Raw genomic sequence first — 19,090 nt, 5'->3', positions numbered from 1 at the left:
TGTAACGGTTCATTGGAGTATGAACAGTTACATTTGTAATTTCCTTTTATTGTTCGTTTAGCTTTATAACAGGATCGAAGGTAGTGAGGTTCGTATAATCTACCGGTCCGACATCAGTGATTGCATAATCCGGGATTGCCGTGATCGGCAGGAAGAACATGTACATCAGTGGTTCAGGCAGTGTGGAGCCAAGGTCCTGTGCAGCTTTGTTCAGTTTCTTTTCCTGTGCGGCAATTACTTCCGGTTCTTCATCACTTGCAATTCCGCCTACTGGGAGCGGCAAAAACTCGATGATCTCGCCGTCAGCGACAACAACCTGTCCGCCGCCCTGTTCGATCAGATAATTTACGGCGAGGGACATATCCTCCGGATTCACACCCATCACAATCAGGTTATTATCATCCGGTGCGGCAGAGGATGCCATCGCGCCTCTCTTTAAATTCCAGCCGGAGCAGAACGCGAGGGAGCGGTTGCCGTTTCGCCCGAATCGTTCGAGGACAGATACCAGGGCAACATCCTGTTCAGGATCAGGAAGAATGATTCCGTCCTCCACATTGAGAACAACATCCCTTCTCTTACGGACGAAAGGTCCCTGTACATCCATTGCCAGAACATCTGCTGTTCCGTTTATCATGTCTACTCTGTATTCAAAATCCGCTTTTGTTGTCTTCTGGCACTTCAATTCACTCTTGAGGACTGTGCTTCTTTCCGGAGCCTTCAGATCATAGGTAAGCTTCTTATTCTGTGCCACCAGCTGCCCATTCGTAATAACTGTCTCAACATGGAATTCTTCCGGGCTGTCGACCAGCAGGATATCCGCGATTCTTCCCGGAGAGATGGAACCTACCAGATGATCGATGCGGTAAGCTTCCGCACTGTTGATCGTACCCATCTGGATTGCTGTCATCGGTTCCACACCGGCTGCAATTGCAAGACGTACAACATTGTCGAGGTGTCCCTTTTCCAAAACATCTGTTGCGGTCACATCATCGGTACAGAAGCTGACGCGGCGTGCCATGTAAGGATTTACCTCTGTCACTGCGCGGATATTTTCGGCCAGGAAATGTGTAACAGATGATTCACGGATCAGCATGTGCATTCCTTTTCTCATCTTCTCAACCACTTCTTCATGGTCGTAGCTTTCGTGGTCCAGACGTACTCCGCCGCACAGATAGCCGTTTAAGTCATTTCCTCTTGCCATAGGTGCACAGCCGAATACCGGGAGACGGTTCTTGAATGCCTGTTCGATGGCACCCAGTGTGTTCTCATCCTCTTCCTGCAGAAATTCCCGGACTGTCTCCCACACACCGAAGCATTCCGGCCACTGCTGAACCTCTTCATGAACTTCTTTTGTGAAGTTAAAAGAAACGGTAGATTCCGGTATTGTGTAAGGCGTCTTGTAAGGCGCTCCCCAGAACACCTTCAGCGGGCTTTGTTTTACTTCAGCCAGAACTTCCTTTAAGCCTTCCAGACCGGATACGGAAATGTATTCGTCAAGACCAGAAATCATGCTTGTTGTCCCGCAGGGTACGACAGCCTTTGCAAAACTTGTAATGCTCAGCTTGCTGCATTCACTGTGGATATGTCCGTCGATAAGTCCCGGCACGAGGTACTTTCCCTCTGCGTCGATGATCTTTGTACCGGGTCCGGTATAATCGGACACATCACCGACAGCGGCAATCATATCTTTATAGATTGCGACATCGGCAGGGTAGATCTCACTCGTCATTACATTGACCAGATTACCGCCCTTCACAACAGTATCAGCCGGGATAATCCCCCTTCCTGCACGGATCATTTCTTTCAGGTTTGCAATTGTTCTCTCCATGTTTGTTCCTCCTTCATGTGAAACCAGTTTGGTTTTTGAATAATAAAAAAGATACATCGGCCGCAAAGGCGGCTAAACAGGTTTCCCGTCCTGCAAATGTATCTTGAAGAATTTACAATATGAAATTAAATTAATCATATCATATCCTTCCGAAAATGAGAATACGGGGCTTTCCTATTATTTTATTATAACTGGATATTAAGACAGCTTATAAGTTGACTCCGACATCATAATATCAGTATAGTTATTTTTGTACAAAACTGTAAAAAATATGAAATTAAATGGAAAACAGTACAAAAAAAGACTGGTCCGGCACATGTCTGTTATGACAGGTGCAGGCCAGTTCTTTTATGATGTGAATATTCTTTTACAGAAACGGTTACGAGAGGATGCTCATTCCCACTCCGAACGCTCCGGGGCCGGTATGGCAGCCGATGCTCAGCGAGAGGGGATCGTAATACACGTATGCCCCCGGAAATGCCTCTTCCAGTGTGCGCTTCCAGTCGAGAGCCTCTTCTTCAGCCAGATGGGAGCCGGCAGCCCCGATCCGGACTTTTTCCATATCTGGATTGTGGAATCGGTTTGACAGGTCATCCTTCAGCGCTTCTATGATTTTCTTTTTACTCTTTTTCATGCCCCGGACTTTGGCAAATGCATCCAGCCGCTCGCCCTGAATGCTTAAGATCGGCTTGATGTTCAGCACGGTGCCGAGTGCCGCCGCAGCAGGTGTAATCCTGCCGCCCTTTAAAAGGAATTCCAGAGTGTCAACAGCCAGATAGATCGTGGACTGGTATGCACTGGCCTCCAGACATTCCTTGATTTCCAAAGCAGAAGCATCCTGACCGGCCATCTGTTTTGCTTCGAGCACGGATTCCCTCATCGTGACAGAAATCCTGTGGTTATCAACAACCTGGACCTTACCACCATAATCTTCGGAAAGAGCCAGCGCTGTGTGGCAGGACTGGCTTAGGCCGCTGGACATCGGGATATAGACAAGGCAGTCATAGCCCTGTGCAAGTACGCGATCCCAGAGGTCCATGACATCTCCCGGAGACGGCTGTGAGGTAGTGACACTTTTACCATTGGTAAGACTCTGGTAGAATTCTTCCTGTGTTAGATCCGTTTCTTCATAACGGACTGTTCCGTCTATGATGACAGGCATTGGAATCAGGAAAATGCCAAGTTCTTTTGCTTCCTGCTTCTTAATGCCGCTGTTGCTGTCCGTGATAACGGCTGTTTTCATAGTTGAAAACCCTCCTTCTTTTTAAAAGTACGCTTTTCCAATAAGCTTAAACAGCAGCGGGTTACGCTGAGATTATATGCTTGCTATTTATTCGTTCTATGGATATAATCAAGTGTGACAAATTGTAACATTTTTAAGCATTAAATTCAATCATACAACTGTTAACTGTTACAAAAGAAAGGGTTTTGTTCATGAAAAGGCAAAGAAAAAATCAGGCAAACCAGCTTGCAAGAGAGTGTATGGTCACCGCACTTATGCAGCTTTTAAAAGAAAAACCATTGTCCGCTGTATCTGTATCAGAACTTACAGAAAAAGCGGGCGTTTCCAGAATGACTTATTACCGGAACTACCAGTCGAAAGAGGAGATATTTACTGTTTATCTGGATGATATACTGGATGATTACAGAGATGACGTGAAAAATCTGTTCCAAAAAGGAAACTATTATGATCTGGAAAATTTAATCCACTGCTTTTCATATTTCCGGCAGCACAGATTATTTTTAGAAAGCCTGTTCCAGAGCGGGCTTGGCCACACATTTCTGGAATCCGTCGGCAGGTACGTGGTTGAAACATGGTACAGGCCGGGAGACGGAATTGAACACTATTATGCACTACAGGCATTTACGGGCGCTCTTTATAACCTTTATATATCCTGGTCTGTGAACGGTGCGAAAGAATCACCCGAAGAAATGGCCCGGATCCTGTACCGGATTTATGCAGAGCCTGCAAACTGAAAATAACGATTTTAATATGTAAAAATGCATTGCTATTACCGGTATAAAACTGTATGATTGGTCTATCAGCAGATGCGCCTTTTGCATCTGTCATTCCTGTAAATTTGGATCAGTGAGGTAAAAATAAAGAGGTAGGAATATGACAAAGAATACCATTGGGCATAATATCAGGACTCTCAGAAAAGAACACAATATGACACAGGAACAGCTGGCACAGCAGTTAAACATGAAGAGACAGACACTGTCTAATTATGAGATTGGGAAGAGAATACCGGATATCTATGAACTAATAACCATTGCAGATATTTTTGATGTGACTCTGGATGAGATAGCCGGAAGAAAAAAGTCAGGGAAAGGCTGCACCAAAAAGGCAGATCCCCCTCTTACCGGCAGTCAGCCCGGTTAGGGGGCAGTTTACCGTTCGACAGTAAAATCAGGGGATATGGCGTGAAGGACACTTTGTTTAGAAAAAGTGTTCTTTTTTTCTGAAACTTTTTGCTGTTCTTTTTTATCTAATAGGTATCAATCGATTGAGGATGCATGAAAAACAGAATCAAATTGTTGGATTCGAAGACAAGGGGGAGTGCAAAGGTGACGAATCTGGTAAAGAAAGCGCAGTCTGGTGATAAAGAAGCGTTCATAACTTTAATGGAAGAGCATAAGCAGACTTTATATAAAATTGCCATCAGCATGCTGAAGAACGATGCAGATGCAGCGGATGCGATCCAGGATACCGTTCTCAGCAGTTACGAGAATATTAAGGGTCTGCGGGAGCCAAAGTATTTTAAGACATGGCTGACGAGGATTTTGATTAACCACTGTAACCGCATATTAAAGGAGCGTGGAAAGATGGTACCGATAGAAGAACATCCGGAATTGGAGGGGGCACAGGTCGATACTTCGGGACGGGAATTCCTGAAACTTTTAAATAAACTGGAAGAACAGTACCGCATTGTCCTGCTTTTGTATTATGTGGAGGGATTCAGCATCAAAGAAATCGGTGCCATACTGGATATGAATGAGAATACTGTAAAAACAAGACTGTCGAGAGGGAGAATCTGCTTCAAGAAGCTCTACCTGAAAGAGAACCCGTCGTCAGCCTATGGAATGGAGGTATAGAAATGGGAAATTCTGATATTAGTATTAAAGAGACTCTGAAGGAAGATGTCAAGATTCCTGAGATTGTAAATGACAGTCTGGACGAAGCGTACGATAAGATCAGGAAAGACGAGGTACGGATGAAATCGCTCCGCAGCCGGAGTAAAAAGAGACTTTACAGAAAACTGGGGGTTGCGGCAGCGGCGGCATGCATGGTGCTTGTCCTGACAGGTGTTTTCTTTGTAAATCCCGCGCTGGCAAAGGATATTCCGATCCTCGGTGATCTATTTGGAAGGATTCAGGAAATACGGGATAACCATCCCTATCCGGAAAAGGATAAGACTGCCTATGAGAACATTGCAAAACATTCGGAACCAGTCAAGGACCCGACGAATGTGGCCGAGGACCAGGGAATTACGATGACTGTATCGGATGCATACTGCGACGGGTATGACTTGTATTTTACCCTGTCCCTCCAGACCGGGGATGAGGAACTGAATGCTGCTGACCAGTTGAACCTGCTCTGCTACAGAGACGGGGACCCGATTGCTTTTTTTGCATGGCTGTATGTGAATGGTGAGGAAACGTATTCCACGTATACATTGTCACCCGCCAAATCTGAGGATGGCCTTTTTGTAACCCTGGTCCGAGTTCCGGCCATGAATATTGAAGCAGGGAAGTTCCCGGAGGATGTGACGGTAAGCATGGATATCGGGGCAGTGGGGGCGCAGAAGTTTGACGAACCATATCATGAGGAGATCAAGAATTATGAAAGGGTTGGATACAAATGCGTGGAAGGCTCGTGGAAGCTGCAGTTCAAGGCTTCTTCCGATACATCACAGAACAGGACGGCAAAACCGGAAGCCGAAAACAACGGATTTGTCGTGGAAGAGGTTACACTGACACCGAGTAATGCCCATATGGTCCTTCATATTCCGGCTGAGTGGGAACCGAAGAATCCGGCAGTAGTTCTGATGGATGCGCAGGGAAACAGGATACAGGATGAGTCAGAGAAGATTATTAAGAACGATGACGGTACAGAGGTCAGGTATATAACGTTTGACCATTCCGATGCGAACGATTTTGTACTTCAGATGTATGATAAAAACGGGGAACCCGATGAAAACGGTGGACCGAGAATGATTGCGGAGATCCCATTTTCTGTTGAGTAAAGCATAGCAATCCGGCCTGGCTTATGATAAGATAGATACAGAATAAATTTTAAAATATCCAAAGCCGAAAGGATATGCCGGTTATGTTAGAACATTTTAAAGATATTGAAAAAGTACAGGAAGTGCTGTGTCAGGCACAGACTGGATTATGGGCGATTGAACTTGACGAAGGCAGGCCGCCAAGGATGTATGCAGACAGCTCTATGCTGGAGCTGTTAGGGTATGATGAGGCTCCTTCTCCGGAAGAATGCTATCAGGGCTGGTACGGCAGGATAGAAGAAGAGTGCTATCCTGTCGTACATGATGTTGTAGAGCGTATGAAAGCGGATGAGAGGGCAGAAGTCCAGTATTCATGGAACCACCCGAAGTGGGGGAAGATCTATGTACGGTGCGGCGGCGTGAGAGATGCCGGATATGGCCCCGGAGTCTGTCTGAGGGGATACCACCAGAATATAACGGATACTATTATGCTAAAGCAGGAGGCTGAGAGAAAAGCCGGGATACTAACCAAGCTTTGCAGCAGTTATTATTCTGTCTATGTGTTTGATTTGGAACATGATATTGAGGAGGCTGTCTGGCAGGAGGACCAGCAGCGCAGGGAGGAATTCCCTGCAGGCAGTCTTAAAATGTATTATGACAAATTCATACAGGAATATGTCTGGCCGGATGACCAGGAGAAGATGAAACGGGCAGGCAGTCCCCAATTTCTGAAGAAAATGCTGTCATCGGAACAGCCGGCATATGATGTAGATTACAGAAGAATCTATCCGGAGGGGCCGCAGTGGGTGCGGGCCCGTTTCAGTATTGAGGAAATGAAGGATGGCGTACTTACAAAAGTAATCTTCGCCAATATGAATATCCATGAGCAGAAACTGGACGAGATGAGGCAGGAAGAGCAGAACCAGAATGCCCTGCTTGCGGCATATGAGACAGCGAAAAAGGCGAATGAAGCAAAAAGCAACTTCCTTGCACAGATGTCACACGACATCAGGACTCCCATGAATGCGATTATCGGCATGACCTCCATTGCAGCATCACATGCAGAGGATCCGGAAAAAGTGAGAGACTGTCTGGAGAAGATCAGTTCCTCCAGCAGTCATCTGTTAAAGCTGATCAACGAGGTTCTGGATATGTCAAAGATTGAGAAAGGGAAAGTGGAGCTGGCGCAGAAACCATTTTATCTGGACAAGATGATTCAGGAGGTAGATACAATCATCCGGACGGAGGCTGCTGAGAAAGAGCAGGATGTCCATATCAAGATAGATGGAATCATCCACAACCATCTGGAGGGGGATGAACTCAGAATCAGGCAGGTACTGCTGAACCTGTGCAACAATGCAGTCAAATACACGCCAAAGGGCGGGAAGATCCGGCTGGAGGTGCACGAGCTGTCCGCGGGAACGCAGGACAACGGGCGTTTTGTATTTATCGTAGAGGATAATGGGATCGGAATGCCGGAAAGCTTTAAAGATTATATATTTGTACCGTTCTCACGGGCCGAGAGCGTACGGAGCCGGAATATTCAGGGAACCGGGCTTGGCATGTCTATTGCACAGGGGATTGTAGAAGCGATGCAGGGCAATATTCAGGTGGAAAGCGAAGAGAACCGCGGCAGCAGGTTTACGGTAACTTTGAACTTGAAGATTGCAGACGGGGAAAAGGGAATATCTAAAAGCACAGAACCGGGAGACGAGGGCAGTGAGCATAAGAAAGGCAGTCCGGTCGTGAAAAATGCCGGCTGCAGGGAGGAAATGAAAGGGATGCGCCTTCTTCTTGTTGAAGATAATGCGTTGAATCAGGAGATTGCCAGAACATTGCTGGAAGAAGCAGGGTTTCAGATTGATTGTGCAGACGATGGGGCACAGGCGCTGGAAAACTTCCGCCTGTCAGAACCGGGGACTTACAAGGCAGTCCTGATGGATCTGCAGATGCCTGTCATGGACGGCTGTACGGCTGCGAGGGAGATTCGCAGAAGCAGTCATCCGGACGGCAGAACAATACCAATCATTGCCCTGACTGCCAATGCGTTTGCAGAAGACGTGGCAAAAGCGCTGGCAGCCGGCATGGATGACCATATCTCCAAACCAATAGATTACCAGCGCCTGTTGACTACATTGGAACGGGTGGTTTTTCACAAAGAGGAACTATAACGGGAAGATACATAAGATTTCTGAAAGGGGCGGGGTTTTATTCTCTGCCTCTTTTTCTGTATGGAGATATATCCGTCTATAATACCAGTGACGGGGCGGTATAGACTCTGGCGGCGAACTCCTGATTCAGTTCATAGAGACATTTTGTATCGTTTCCAAACAGTTTCATTTTTGCTATCAGTTCGCTGACAGATTTCTCTTCTTCACCCTGTTCTTTAATGAACCATTCAAGCACCTGGGTCGTCCGGAAGTCTTTCTTTTTAAATGCAGCCTCATAAATACGGTTAAAGCGTTCCGTCACCTGTCTTTCATGGTCATATGCCATTTTCAGCGGCTGTGCGGGGGATGAGAGCTTACAGTCAGGCTTGGGGACCAGCTCGAGAACAACTTTTTCGTCATTGTTGTGGAGATATTGGATCAATAGTATCGCGTGGTCCAGTTCCTCTCTGGCCTGTATGCGGAACCAGTTTTCAAAGCCGTCCAGATCTGCCTCTGAATAGTAATTTGAAAATGCCAGATATAAATAGGATGAAAAGAACTCAAAATTGATCTGGCTGTTGATTAACTGCAGAATTTGTTTATCCATAACTGCCTCCTTAAAGATGTTTCTTGGGATAGTATTTTCTAAATTGGAAATTTTATGCGGTATAAGATTCCGAATAAAAAGTTATACAGTATTTTATATGGGCAAAAATTGCAAAGTAAACGCCAATCATGTATAATGAAGACATTCATAAAAATTCGGTTTCATACAGGCAGATTGTACATTTTGCCTGTATAAGGGAGGATACATGGGACAGGTTATGAGAAAACTAAAGCCGGGGAGAGTCACACGGCAGTTATCAATGATTATGACAGTACTGCTGATTAGCCATCTGTTTTATATCAATACCTTTGCGTCAGGCAAAGAGCAGGAGAAAGAACAGCCGGTAAGCAGGGTGATAAAAGTAGCCTTTCCGGATTCACCAGGTATCAGTGAGGTAGATGAAAATGGCAATTATAATGGCCTGTTAGTTGATTATCTGAATGAGATTGCCAAATATACAGACTGGGAATACAAATATTATGAGGGCAGTGCAGAGGATACATTGAATGGATTTCTGAACGGCGAGTATGACCTGATGGGCGGTGTATTTTATTCTCCGTCGCTGGAAGAATATTTTGCTTACCCTGAGTACAGCATGGGGAACAGCAGGGCAATTCTTCTATGTAGAAAAGACGATAAAGAGATCAAGAGTTATAATCTGAGAAGCATGAACGGGAAGACGATAGGTGTATATGAGTCTGCGAAAGAGAAGATTGCATATCTGAATGAATTCCTGAATCAGAATAATCTGGACTGTACCTTAAAGTATTACACAGCGGAGGAACTGAAGGGGGAGGATAATCTGTACAGATTTCTGAAGAATGGTGATGTTGACCTGCTTCTGGGAAATGACGGGGATAAAGACGAGGAGTTCCGGGCGGTTACATCATTTGCCGCCCAGCCATACTACCTTGTTACCCAGATCAAAAATAAGGATATCCTCAGAGAAATGAATGAAGCTCTGGAAGCAATTCAGGAAGCCGATCCGGGCTTTGCTGCCAATAAATATGAAGAAAACTTTCCGGATGTGGATAATTTTGATATTCAGCTGACGGAAGAAGAACTTACATATTTGAGGGAGAAAAAGGAGATCACGGTAGCGGTTGTAAGGATGTGGCATCCTTTTTACTGCGTGGAGAATGGAATGGTAGAGCATGACGGGATTCTTCCCGATATTTTTGAACGGATGTCGGAATACCTCGGCATTCCATTTACATATGTGTATGCAGAAACGTATGAGAAGGCGCTTGAACTGGTCCATAACGATGAGGTGGATATTCTTGGGGCATATCTGGATTCAGATGAGGATGCTTTTGCAGAGGGCCTTGCTCTTACAAAATCGTATACAAGCCTGAATAGTATTATTATTAAGAATAAGTCCGTAAATTACCCGGCACAGGGAATGACTGGCGGGATCATTGCAGGAAGAACAATGCCGAACGATATCCCTGTTGAACATATCAGATATTATGACTCGATAAATGAAGGACTGAAAGCAGTGAATAAAGGAGAGATTGATTTTGTTTACGGACTTTCGGCAAATTTGGATCAGGAGATGCAGAACCATCATTATACGAATATCGTACCAATATCCAGAGTGAATAACAATACGGCAGTGAGTATGGCGATGGACCGTCCGGTCGACAAGATACTGCTCGGTGTGTTGGACAAAGCAATCAATAACATTTCTTTAAAGGATATGAATACGATTGTAGATAAGAATCTGATTTCAATGGGAAGCAGCACCCTTACTTTATCGGAATTAATTTATGCGAATCCGGTGGCATTTATCTTCATTTTATGTAGTTTTGTACTCTGTATATTGATTGGCGTTGTTATGACGGCCCGTTCGAAGGTGAGAAGAACTATGATGGAGGGGGAACTGGCCAGGGCAGAGGCAAAGAGCCGTGCAAAGAGTGAATTTTTGTCTAAGATGAGCCACGAAATAAGGACGCCTATGAATGCGATCATAGGCTTATCGGACCTTACCTGTATGAAGGACGAAATCCCGGATTCGGTGGAGGAAAATCTTCAGAAGATCAGGTCATCTTCCCAGTATCTGCTCTCACTCATCAATGACATTCTCGATATGTCCAAGATCGAGAACGGAAAGATGGAAATTATGCCGGATGAGTTCTCTATGAAAGATATCACGGACAAAATGATACAGATGATTGAACCTCAGGCAGAGCAGAAAGAGATACGTTTTATTCCATGCCTGAAAATAAATACAGATACGCTGGTTGGGGATGCGGTCAGGCTTCGTCAGGTACTGCTGAACCTGCTTGCGAATGCACTCAAATTTACCCCGGCTGGTGGAATGATCACACTGAGTATTCAGGAAAAAGGGTATCAGGGGGATAAAGTCAGATATTTCTTTGAAGTCCGTGACACAGGAGTTGGAATTGCGAGAGAAAATCAGGGCAGGGTGTTTAAATCATTCGAACAGTTTGGCAATAATTCAGCAAAAAGCGAGGGAACTGGCCTTGGACTGCCTATCAGTAGTTATATTGTCGAAGCGATGGGCGGACAGCTGAAGTTGGAGAGTGAAGCAGGAGAGGGATCCAGATTCTTCTTTGAACTTTTGTTCCCTGCGGGCACGAAAAAAGATAGTACAGAAAAAGAGATTCAGGATAAAACGGAAGACTTTACAGGAATCCGTATTCTGCTTGCCGAGGATAACGATCTGAATGCCGAAATTGCAAAGGAACTGCTGGAACTGCGAGGGGCAAAGGTAGATCGTGCGGCAGACGGGCAGGAAGCGGTTGATCTGTTTGAAAACAGTGCTCAAGGCTGGTATCAGGCAATACTTATGGATATCAGAATGCCGAATAAAGACGGACTCCGGGCCACAGAGGAGATTCGACAGAGCAGCCATCCGGACAGCCGTACTGTCCCGATTATAGCGATGACGGCCAATACATTTAAAGAAGATGTGGAAGCGTCAGAAAAAGCAGGGATGACAGCCTTCGTGCCAAAGCCGGTAGATATTCATTACCTGTGGGAGATTCTGCAGGAACAGCTTCGTTGACATTAACGCGATATCTGATACGTAGTATTTATAACTATATAAAAGAGTTGACATAACCACGATACACGCGTAAGATAAAAATATACCCAAAGGGTACATACTTATGAGGCTGCTTTTAGCCATGAAAATATAGGATAGGAGAGGAAATGTATGATGGGAGATTATGTATTAAGCTGTTGTTCTACTGCTGACTTGTCACCGGAGCATTTCAAAGCCCGTGATATATCATTTATCTGTTTTCACTATTATATGGACGGCGTTGAATATGCGGATGACTTAGGACAGAGCATGCCATTTAAAGATTTCTATACGAAGATGAAGGAAGGGGCAGATACGAAAACCTCTCAGGTGAATGCCGGGGAATTTATAGAGTATTTCCGTGGTTTTCTCAAACAGGGCAAAGACATCCTGCATGTCTGCCTGTCTTCGGGGATATCGGGTGTTATCAATTCAGCCATGACAGCAAAAGAGGAGCTGGAAGAGGAATTTCCGGAACGAAAGATTTATATTGTAGATTCGTTCGGTGCATCTTCCGGTTACGGACTGCTTATGGACCGGCTGGCAGATCTTCGTGATGAAGGCATGGGTATAGATGAGGTTTACAGCTGGGTGGAAGAAAACCGGCTCAACCTGCATCACTGGTTTTTCTCTTCAGATCTTACATTTTATGTAAAAGGCGGAAGAATTTCGAAGGTTTCAGGATGGTTTGGAACCGCTCTGGACATCTGCCCACTTTTAAATATGGATGATGAGGGACGCCTGATTCCCCGGTTTAAGATCAGGGGGAAGAAAAAAGTAATCAAAGAGATCGTGAATAAGATGGAGCTCTTTGCAGAAGGCGGTCTGGATTATTCAAAGAAGTGCTTCATATCGCACTCGGACTGTTATGAGGATGCACGGAAAGTGGCAGATATGATTGAATCACGGTTCCCAAAGCTTCAGGGGAAAGTCGTAATCAACAGCGTGGGAACAACGATAGGAAGCCATACAGGGCCGGGCACGGTGGCACTGTTTTTCTGGGGGGAGAAAAGGACACATTAGTTCTTGGAATAACCTGAATTGGCTAAATTAAGGAAGTCAGTACGATAAACCTGCAAGGGGCCCAATTCCCCTTGCAGGATCATCTGCAGGCTTCCTTTTTGATTTTAGAAATATTTAAACTTTATTATTTAAATTTTAGAAAGTAAATATTGACTGCTTTTTCTGAAAGTGGTAGTCTGAATCTATCTTAAATGGATGGCATTCTGGCCTTATTCAGTCCATGAGATTTCTATTTATTTCGGTGCTTTGTTTTCGAAGCTAAATCCGTAAATTAGAAAAACAAAAGAATGATGTAAAGGACGAGCAGCAGGAAGAATTTTTGGACTTCTGTACCGGAGCAAGAGGGGTAAAGATGTTATATGATTCATTTTTCAAGGAAATATTCAGTTCGGAATATCATCCGGAAAGATTAGAAGAAATCTTATCACTGATCTTAAAAAGAAAGGTAAGGATATGCCAGGTCCTGCCAAATGACTCTGTGAGGATAGCAGATGAGCAGAGCCTTTTGATCACAGATATGCTTGTTGAGTTAGATGATGGAAGTCTTGCGAATATCGAAATCCAGAAAATCGGTTATGCATTTCCAGGTCAGAGGGTGGCGTGTTACTCGGCGGATACTTTGTTAAGACAGTATAAGCGGGTGAAAAGTGAACGGAAAAATAAATTTACATATCGGGATATCAAAACCGTATATACAATTGTGTTTTTTGAAAAGAGCACACAGGAATTTCATTTGCTAAAGGAACATTATATACATAAATCAAAGCAGGTATTCGATACCATGCTCCAATTAGAAACGCTGCAGGAGTATATACTCATCCCTCTTGACATCTTTAAGGAAAACATGCACAATAAAATTATAGATAGCGAATTGGAGGCATATTGAAAGGGTGATGCAGATGTATTCAAAAGAACTGGCGGAATTGGACAGGAATACAGTACAATATATGATTGAAGAACAGGAGAAATTGATAAATGAACAGGCAGAGCAGATAAATGAACAGGCAGAGCAGATAAATGAACAGGCAGAGCAGATAAATGAACAGGCAAAACAGATTGCAGAATTGAGAAAAAGGCTGGAGAATTTATCTGCTGGCCGATAATGATATGAGCGCTTTAAATTTAACAGCTTTATACAGTGTGCTGCGAATATTTTCTGTCGGGTTGTCCATAATATTCCATATGTTTGATTTGGGAGATTAGGAGAACTGAGAATGAAGACATTTGACGAGCTTTATCGGGATATTCTGGCGCAGAAAGTATCATTGAAGGCGCCTCTGCCGCCGGAATACGAGCCATATCATCTGGATTGTCTGCTGCATCCGGAAAGAAATGCCCCGGTTCTGTTTGATGAACCGTGTACGGACTGTGCATATGAGAGGGCGTGCCAGAACAGTTGTATTTTTGATGCCATAGAAGAGGGCAGTGACGGGAAATTGTTTATCAATCCAAACCTTTGCACCGGCTGCGGAGTCTGTATAGATGCATGCGAGAACCATAATATCTCGGCGGGAAAGGATATACTCCCGGCCATGAAGGCAGTGAGAGAGGCCAAAGGGCCTGCCTACATGATGGTAGCACCGGCATTCTTAGGCCAGTTCACAGAAAATGTTACACCGGGAAAGCTAAGGACGGCTTTTCGGGCACTCGGTTTTTCAGGTATGGTGGAGGTCGCGCTTTTTGCAGACATTCTGACACTGAAAGAAGCACTGGAATTTGATAAGCATATTTTGGAAAAAGGGGATTACCAGCTGACGAGCTGCTGCTGTCCTGTCTGGATTGCCATGATCCGGAAGATGTATAAGGAATTGATGCCGCATGTACCGGGTGCTGTTTCACCGATGGTCGCCTGCGGACGCATGATCAAACTTCTCCACCCGGATGCGGTGACTGTCTTTGCCGGCCCGTGTCTGGCAAAAAAGAGCGAAGCCCGTGAAAAGGATGTTGCCGGTGCTGTTGATTATGTCCTCACATTTCAGGAAGTACAGGATATTTTCGAAGCGGCGGATATCCATCCGGAGGAACTGGAAGATCAGGAAAAGGAACACTCATCACGTGCAGGAAGAATCTATGCCCGGACAGGCGGGGTAAGTGAGGCTGTGAGGGAGACGGAGAGGCAGCTTCGTCCTGACAGAAAGATCAAAGTCAGGGCAGAACAGGCCGACGGGATTCAGGACTGCAGGGCGCTGATCAGCCGTATACAGAATCAGGAAACAGATGCAAACTTCTTCGAGGGGATGGGGTGCCCCGGAGGATGTGTAGGCGGACCGAAAGCCATTCTTAATAAAGACGAAGGAAAAAGATTCGTGGATGAATATGGTGACCAGGCATTGTTTGCCACACCGCTGGAGAACCCGTATGTGATGAAGATGCTGGAGAAACTGGGATTTACAACAGTCGAAGATTTTATTGAGAACAGTGAACTGCTGGTAAGAGACTTTTCATAAAATGTTATATTGCATTGATACAGGAGGGCCGGTTAGGGAATGTGATAGCCTAATGGAAGAATAAAGGAGGAAATCATGGTTGAGACAGGAGTAGTATGCGGAAGATTTCAGATCTTCCATAAGGAACATTTACAGTATGTATTAAGTGCAAAAGATCAGTGCAGTTACCTGTTGGTGGGTATAACTTCCCCGGATGGCGTGCCGGGTCATGAGGAAAAGGCGGACAGGAACAGGGGGAAGCGGGCGGCAAACCCATGCACATATTATGAAAGGATGTGTATCATTAGGAATGCTTTGCTGGAAGCGGGGGTAAAAAGGGAGGAATTCGATATCATACCATATCCTATTGAAAGACCTAAGTTTATAAAAAGCTATGTGCCGGAAGATGCCTGTCATTTCATCACGATTCTGGACGAATGGGGATACTGCAAAAAAGACCGGATTGAGGAAATGGGCTACCCGGTCGTGGTTTTGTGGGAAAACATTCCGAAGCATATATCTTCTACAATGATCCGTCAGGCGATAGGCCGAAACTGCCAGTGGCGGCAGTATGTACCGGAAGCGACCTATGAGTACATTATAACACATAAGATAGATGAAAGAATTTCAGGATTATTAAAAGAAGAGGACCAGATTTAAATATTATTGGTTTATGAGATTCACGGGAAAATAACATGCCCCGCAGGACAGAAAATATGCTATACTATGGAAATAGATAAGCATTGTAAATATCAGTCCTGCGGGGCATTTTTTGAGTTCAGAATGCCTTGTATCCGGGCGGAAGACGGGAAGGGTGTGGGGGAATTTGAAAAGGAAGAAGTATAGCGTGGTGCTGCTGACATTACTGGTTTTCTGTTTTGTCCTGTCTGCTGCATTTGACAGTCATGCTGCTGTGGCATCGGGAGAGACGGTCAGAGTCGGATATTATCCGCTGGAAAATTACCATGCTGAAAATGAGAACGGGGAAGTAGAAGGCTATGAGGCAGATTATCTTTCAAGGGTATCAGAGATTACCGGGTGGAACATAGAATATGTCAGGCTTGCCAGTTGGGAAAAGGGAATGGAGGCACTCAGAAATGGTGAGATCGACCTTCTTTCTCCGTCACAGTTTACGACAGAAAGGGATGCGGAGTTCCTGTTTTCCTCACTTCCACTGGGGAAGACGTACGGTGCAGTCATGGCTTTGAATACGAATGAATGCATTTATGAAGACTTTGAGGCATTTTCCCATATGACGTTTGGAGTAGAAAAGGGGTCTATCCACAGTGAGACATTTGCAGCTTATGCCAGTGAGCACCAATTCACACCTGATATTATGTACTATAAAGACTTTGAGTCTATGGTGGAGGCATTGAATGCAGGTGAGATCGATGCCCTTGTGGACAATATCATGCGCACGCAGAAAACGATGAGCCTGCTGGGGAGATTTGGAACTTCCCAATATTATTTTATGGCAAATAAGAATGACCGTGTTCTTATGTCCGGACTGAACGAGGCCATGTATCAGATCGATGTAGAATCGCCCCAGTTTGAACAGGAACTGAGAAGTAGATATTTCCCGGTATTTGATGCAGAGATTCTGACAAAAGAAGAGATCGAATTTGCACAGGGGATGAGGGAACTCATTGTGGGATGCCCGGTGAATACGGATCCGGTATCTTATCTGGATAAGGAGAGCGGTGAGACGGCAGGAATTACCCGGGATATCCTGGACCGGGTGGCGGCAAATACAGGATTGAAGTTCAAATACGAGGCACTTCCCGCCGGACAGGTTACTTATGAAGATCTGCGGGCGAAAGGCGTTGACCTGATTGCCTGCGTGGAGTATAACAGTGTGAATGCGAAGAGTCCGGGGGTGCATCTGTCCAGTCCCTATTTCCAGGCAAAAAAAGTAGTTGTTTGTAAAAAGGACACAGAATTTGATACAGAGAAAGAGTTGACGCTGGCAATTGTATCAGGCTCCCAGACACTCGGAACCGTTCTTAAAAATACATATCCGTCCTTTCATATTGTGACTTATGAGACGCCGGAACAATGTCTGGAGGCTGTGAAATCCGGGGAGGCGGATGCTATGCTGCATAACCAGTATTCCATAGACCGTCTGCTCCAGAAACCGAGATATGAAAGCCTGAATGCTCTGGCGGCAGAAGGCATCGGTGATGCACAGAGCCTGTCTCCCGTGCTTTATAAATCGGGCAATGATACATTGGATGAGGATTTATCCAATCCACTTCTTATAAAGGTGATCAACAAAGGAATCAATAACATAACCGAGGATGAGATATCGAAAATACTGATCGACCAGACAACAAAGAGACGCTACCAGTTCACACTGGGAGATTTTATATACCGCTATCAATATATGTGTATGGCCGTTATAGCGGCACTGGCTGCAGCAGGCTGTGCAGCGGCATATTCCATGCGGATAAAAAAGAAAAATCTGGAAATACTCAGAAACAGTGAAAAGCAGCTGGAGAATATTACAAATAATATAAACGGCGGTGTATTGATTCTCCAGCCTGACCGGGAACTGCACCTTCTCTATGCAAACGAAGGCTTCTGGAATCTTCTGGAGTATGATGCAGACAGGATGAAACAGCCAGGGCAGGATAACTATGTGATGTATGTCCATGAGGATGATAAAGAACAGCTTGCCGGACTTATGGAGAAGGCGGATGAGGGAGATGCAGGTTCCGTTTCTTTAAGGCTGCGTGTGCGAAGGCGGGACGGCTCCTATATTCCAGCGTTATTTAATGGGACACTTGCTGCTGATGAGCAGGGATTGATCAAACTGTATTGTGTGATCATGGATATTTCACAGGAGGTTGCGATACAAGAGCAGTTAAAACTGGAGGAGCAAAAACACCAGCTGCTGATTGACAAGACGGAGCAGATCGTTTATGAGATCCAATTTGCACAAAAGGAAATTAAAACTTCAGAGTCTTTTTGCCGGAAGTTTGGCTGGAGACTTATGCAAACCTATAAACGACTGGATGCGGCCGAGATTTTAAGCATATGGCGTGTCCATCCGGAAGATCAGGCGGCATTTACGGAGAACTTTAGAAAATCGCTGGATGGACTTGAGGATACGAATATAACGGTGCGCCTGATGCTGGCAGACGGACGGGCCCTCTGGTGCAGTGTCAGCCAGTTTATTATGCTGGATTCGGAAGGTAATCCGCTGGAGATACTGGGGCTGATCCGGGATGTGGACCGGGATATGAGAGAAAAGAAGAATCTGGCAGAGAAGTCCAGAATGGATCCACTGACCGGACTGTATAATAAAGAAGCATTCCGCCGTGAGTCAAAAGAATATCTAAGGCAGAATCTGGATGAAGAGTGTGCCGTACTTTTTGTCGATCTGGATCATTTTAAGAATATCAATGACCTGCTTGGGCATATGGAAGGGGATAAGGCGATAAAAGATGCTGCGCAGACATTAAAGGCCATTTTTTCAAGCCAGGATGTAGTGGGCAGATTCGGAGGGGATGAATTCTGTGTGCTCGTGAAAGATATTACGATGGAGGCGCTGACCAGAAAAGTAGAGTGGCTCAGGGAAAAACTGCGCTGTATTTACAGTAACGGGAAATACCAGGTACAAATTACAGCAAGTATCGGGGTTACAACATCCATGATAAGCGGTTTTGACCTCGGGGTTCTGCTTGAACATGCGGACACGGCGCTGTACCGGTCAAAAGATGCCGGACGCAACTGCTATACATTTTACGGCACAGAAGAATGAAAATGCAGCATGCTGAAC

Annotated in this window: 15 protein-coding genes; 12 read left to right on the top strand and 3 right to left on the bottom strand. The window is 45.1% G+C overall.

The window, feature by feature from the left end; all coding sequences use genetic code 11:
• Window positions 1-46 precede the first annotated feature (46 nt).
• The gene (locus A8806_RS02685; RefSeq protein ID WP_109729605.1) at window positions 47-1,828 is read right to left on the bottom strand and encodes an adenine deaminase; all 1,782 of its coding nucleotides are present in this window, start codon (window positions 1,826-1,828) and stop codon (window positions 47-49) included.
• A 379-nt stretch (window positions 1,829-2,207) separates the two neighbouring features.
• Window positions 2,208-3,071, bottom strand: coding sequence for a DegV family protein (locus tag A8806_RS02680; protein ID WP_109729604.1), 864 nt, complete (start codon window positions 3,069-3,071; stop codon window positions 2,208-2,210).
• Window positions 3,072-3,262: 191 nt separating this feature from the next.
• Here A8806_RS02680 and A8806_RS02675 point away from each other — a divergent pair, with 191 nt between their 5' ends.
• The 5 genes from A8806_RS02675 (at window position 3,263) to A8806_RS02655 (ending at window position 8,225) form a co-directional block, all read left to right on the top strand.
• Complete coding sequence (locus A8806_RS02675) at window positions 3,263-3,805, top strand: TetR/AcrR family transcriptional regulator (RefSeq protein ID WP_109729603.1); 543 nt, start codon at window positions 3,263-3,265, stop codon at window positions 3,803-3,805.
• 139 nt (window positions 3,806-3,944) lie between these two features.
• On the top strand, window positions 3,945-4,211 hold the full coding sequence (locus A8806_RS02670; protein ID WP_109729602.1) for a helix-turn-helix transcriptional regulator: 267 nt from the start codon (window positions 3,945-3,947) through the stop codon (window positions 4,209-4,211).
• Window positions 4,212-4,345: 134 nt separating this feature from the next.
• Complete coding sequence (locus tag A8806_RS02665) at window positions 4,346-4,924, top strand: sigma-70 family RNA polymerase sigma factor (protein WP_181368554.1); 579 nt, start codon at window positions 4,346-4,348, stop codon at window positions 4,922-4,924.
• Between the two features lie 2 nt (window positions 4,925-4,926).
• Window positions 4,927-6,075 carry a DUF4179 domain-containing protein gene (locus tag A8806_RS02660; RefSeq protein WP_109729601.1) on the top strand — a complete coding sequence of 383 codons (1,149 nt, stop codon included), beginning with the start codon at window positions 4,927-4,929 and terminating at the stop codon, window positions 6,073-6,075.
• Window positions 6,076-6,158: 83 nt separating this feature from the next.
• Window positions 6,159-8,225, top strand: coding sequence for an ATP-binding protein (locus A8806_RS02655; RefSeq protein WP_109729600.1), 2,067 nt, complete (start codon window positions 6,159-6,161; stop codon window positions 8,223-8,225).
• Between the two features lie 76 nt (window positions 8,226-8,301).
• Here the strand turns inward: A8806_RS02655 and A8806_RS02650 are convergent, their stop codons facing one another.
• Window positions 8,302-8,811 carry a ferritin gene (locus A8806_RS02650; protein WP_109729599.1) on the bottom strand — a complete coding sequence of 170 codons (510 nt, stop codon included), beginning with the start codon at window positions 8,809-8,811 and terminating at the stop codon, window positions 8,302-8,304.
• 205 nt (window positions 8,812-9,016) lie between these two features.
• Here A8806_RS02650 and A8806_RS02645 point away from each other — a divergent pair, with 205 nt between their 5' ends.
• From A8806_RS02645 to A8806_RS02615, 7 genes are all read left to right on the top strand, one after another.
• The gene (locus A8806_RS02645) at window positions 9,017-11,842 is read left to right on the top strand and encodes an ATP-binding protein (protein ID WP_242995926.1); all 2,826 of its coding nucleotides are present in this window, start codon (window positions 9,017-9,019) and stop codon (window positions 11,840-11,842) included.
• 153 nt (window positions 11,843-11,995) lie between these two features.
• Window positions 11,996-12,883, top strand: coding sequence for a DegV family protein (locus A8806_RS02640; protein WP_109729847.1), 888 nt, complete (start codon window positions 11,996-11,998; stop codon window positions 12,881-12,883).
• Window positions 12,884-13,235: 352 nt separating this feature from the next.
• Window positions 13,236-13,769 carry a PD-(D/E)XK nuclease family transposase gene (locus tag A8806_RS02635; RefSeq protein ID WP_109729598.1) on the top strand — a complete coding sequence of 178 codons (534 nt, stop codon included), beginning with the start codon at window positions 13,236-13,238 and terminating at the stop codon, window positions 13,767-13,769.
• A gap of 13 nt (window positions 13,770-13,782) precedes the next feature.
• The gene (locus A8806_RS26495; protein ID WP_242995925.1) at window positions 13,783-13,986 is read left to right on the top strand and encodes a hypothetical protein; all 204 of its coding nucleotides are present in this window, start codon (window positions 13,783-13,785) and stop codon (window positions 13,984-13,986) included.
• Between the two features lie 111 nt (window positions 13,987-14,097).
• On the top strand, window positions 14,098-15,330 hold the full coding sequence (locus tag A8806_RS02625; protein ID WP_109729596.1) for a [Fe-Fe] hydrogenase large subunit C-terminal domain-containing protein: 1,233 nt from the start codon (window positions 14,098-14,100) through the stop codon (window positions 15,328-15,330).
• A 75-nt stretch (window positions 15,331-15,405) separates the two neighbouring features.
• Window positions 15,406-15,969, top strand: a complete 564-nt coding sequence (locus A8806_RS02620) for a nucleotidyl transferase family protein (RefSeq protein WP_109729595.1) — start codon at window positions 15,406-15,408, stop codon at window positions 15,967-15,969.
• A 166-nt stretch (window positions 15,970-16,135) separates the two neighbouring features.
• A complete protein-coding gene (locus A8806_RS02615; RefSeq protein ID WP_146203248.1) occupies window positions 16,136-19,072 on the top strand; it encodes a transporter substrate-binding domain-containing diguanylate cyclase in 2,937 nt (978 codons plus the stop codon).
• Window positions 19,073-19,090 lie beyond the last annotated feature (18 nt).

The organism is Faecalicatena orotica, from assembly GCF_003149245.1.
Classification (GTDB): Bacteria; Bacillota; Clostridia; order Lachnospirales; family Lachnospiraceae; genus Faecalicatena_A; species Faecalicatena_A orotica.
Note: the sequence above shows the minus strand (reverse complement) of the source record. Positions and strands in the feature narration are given on the sequence as shown.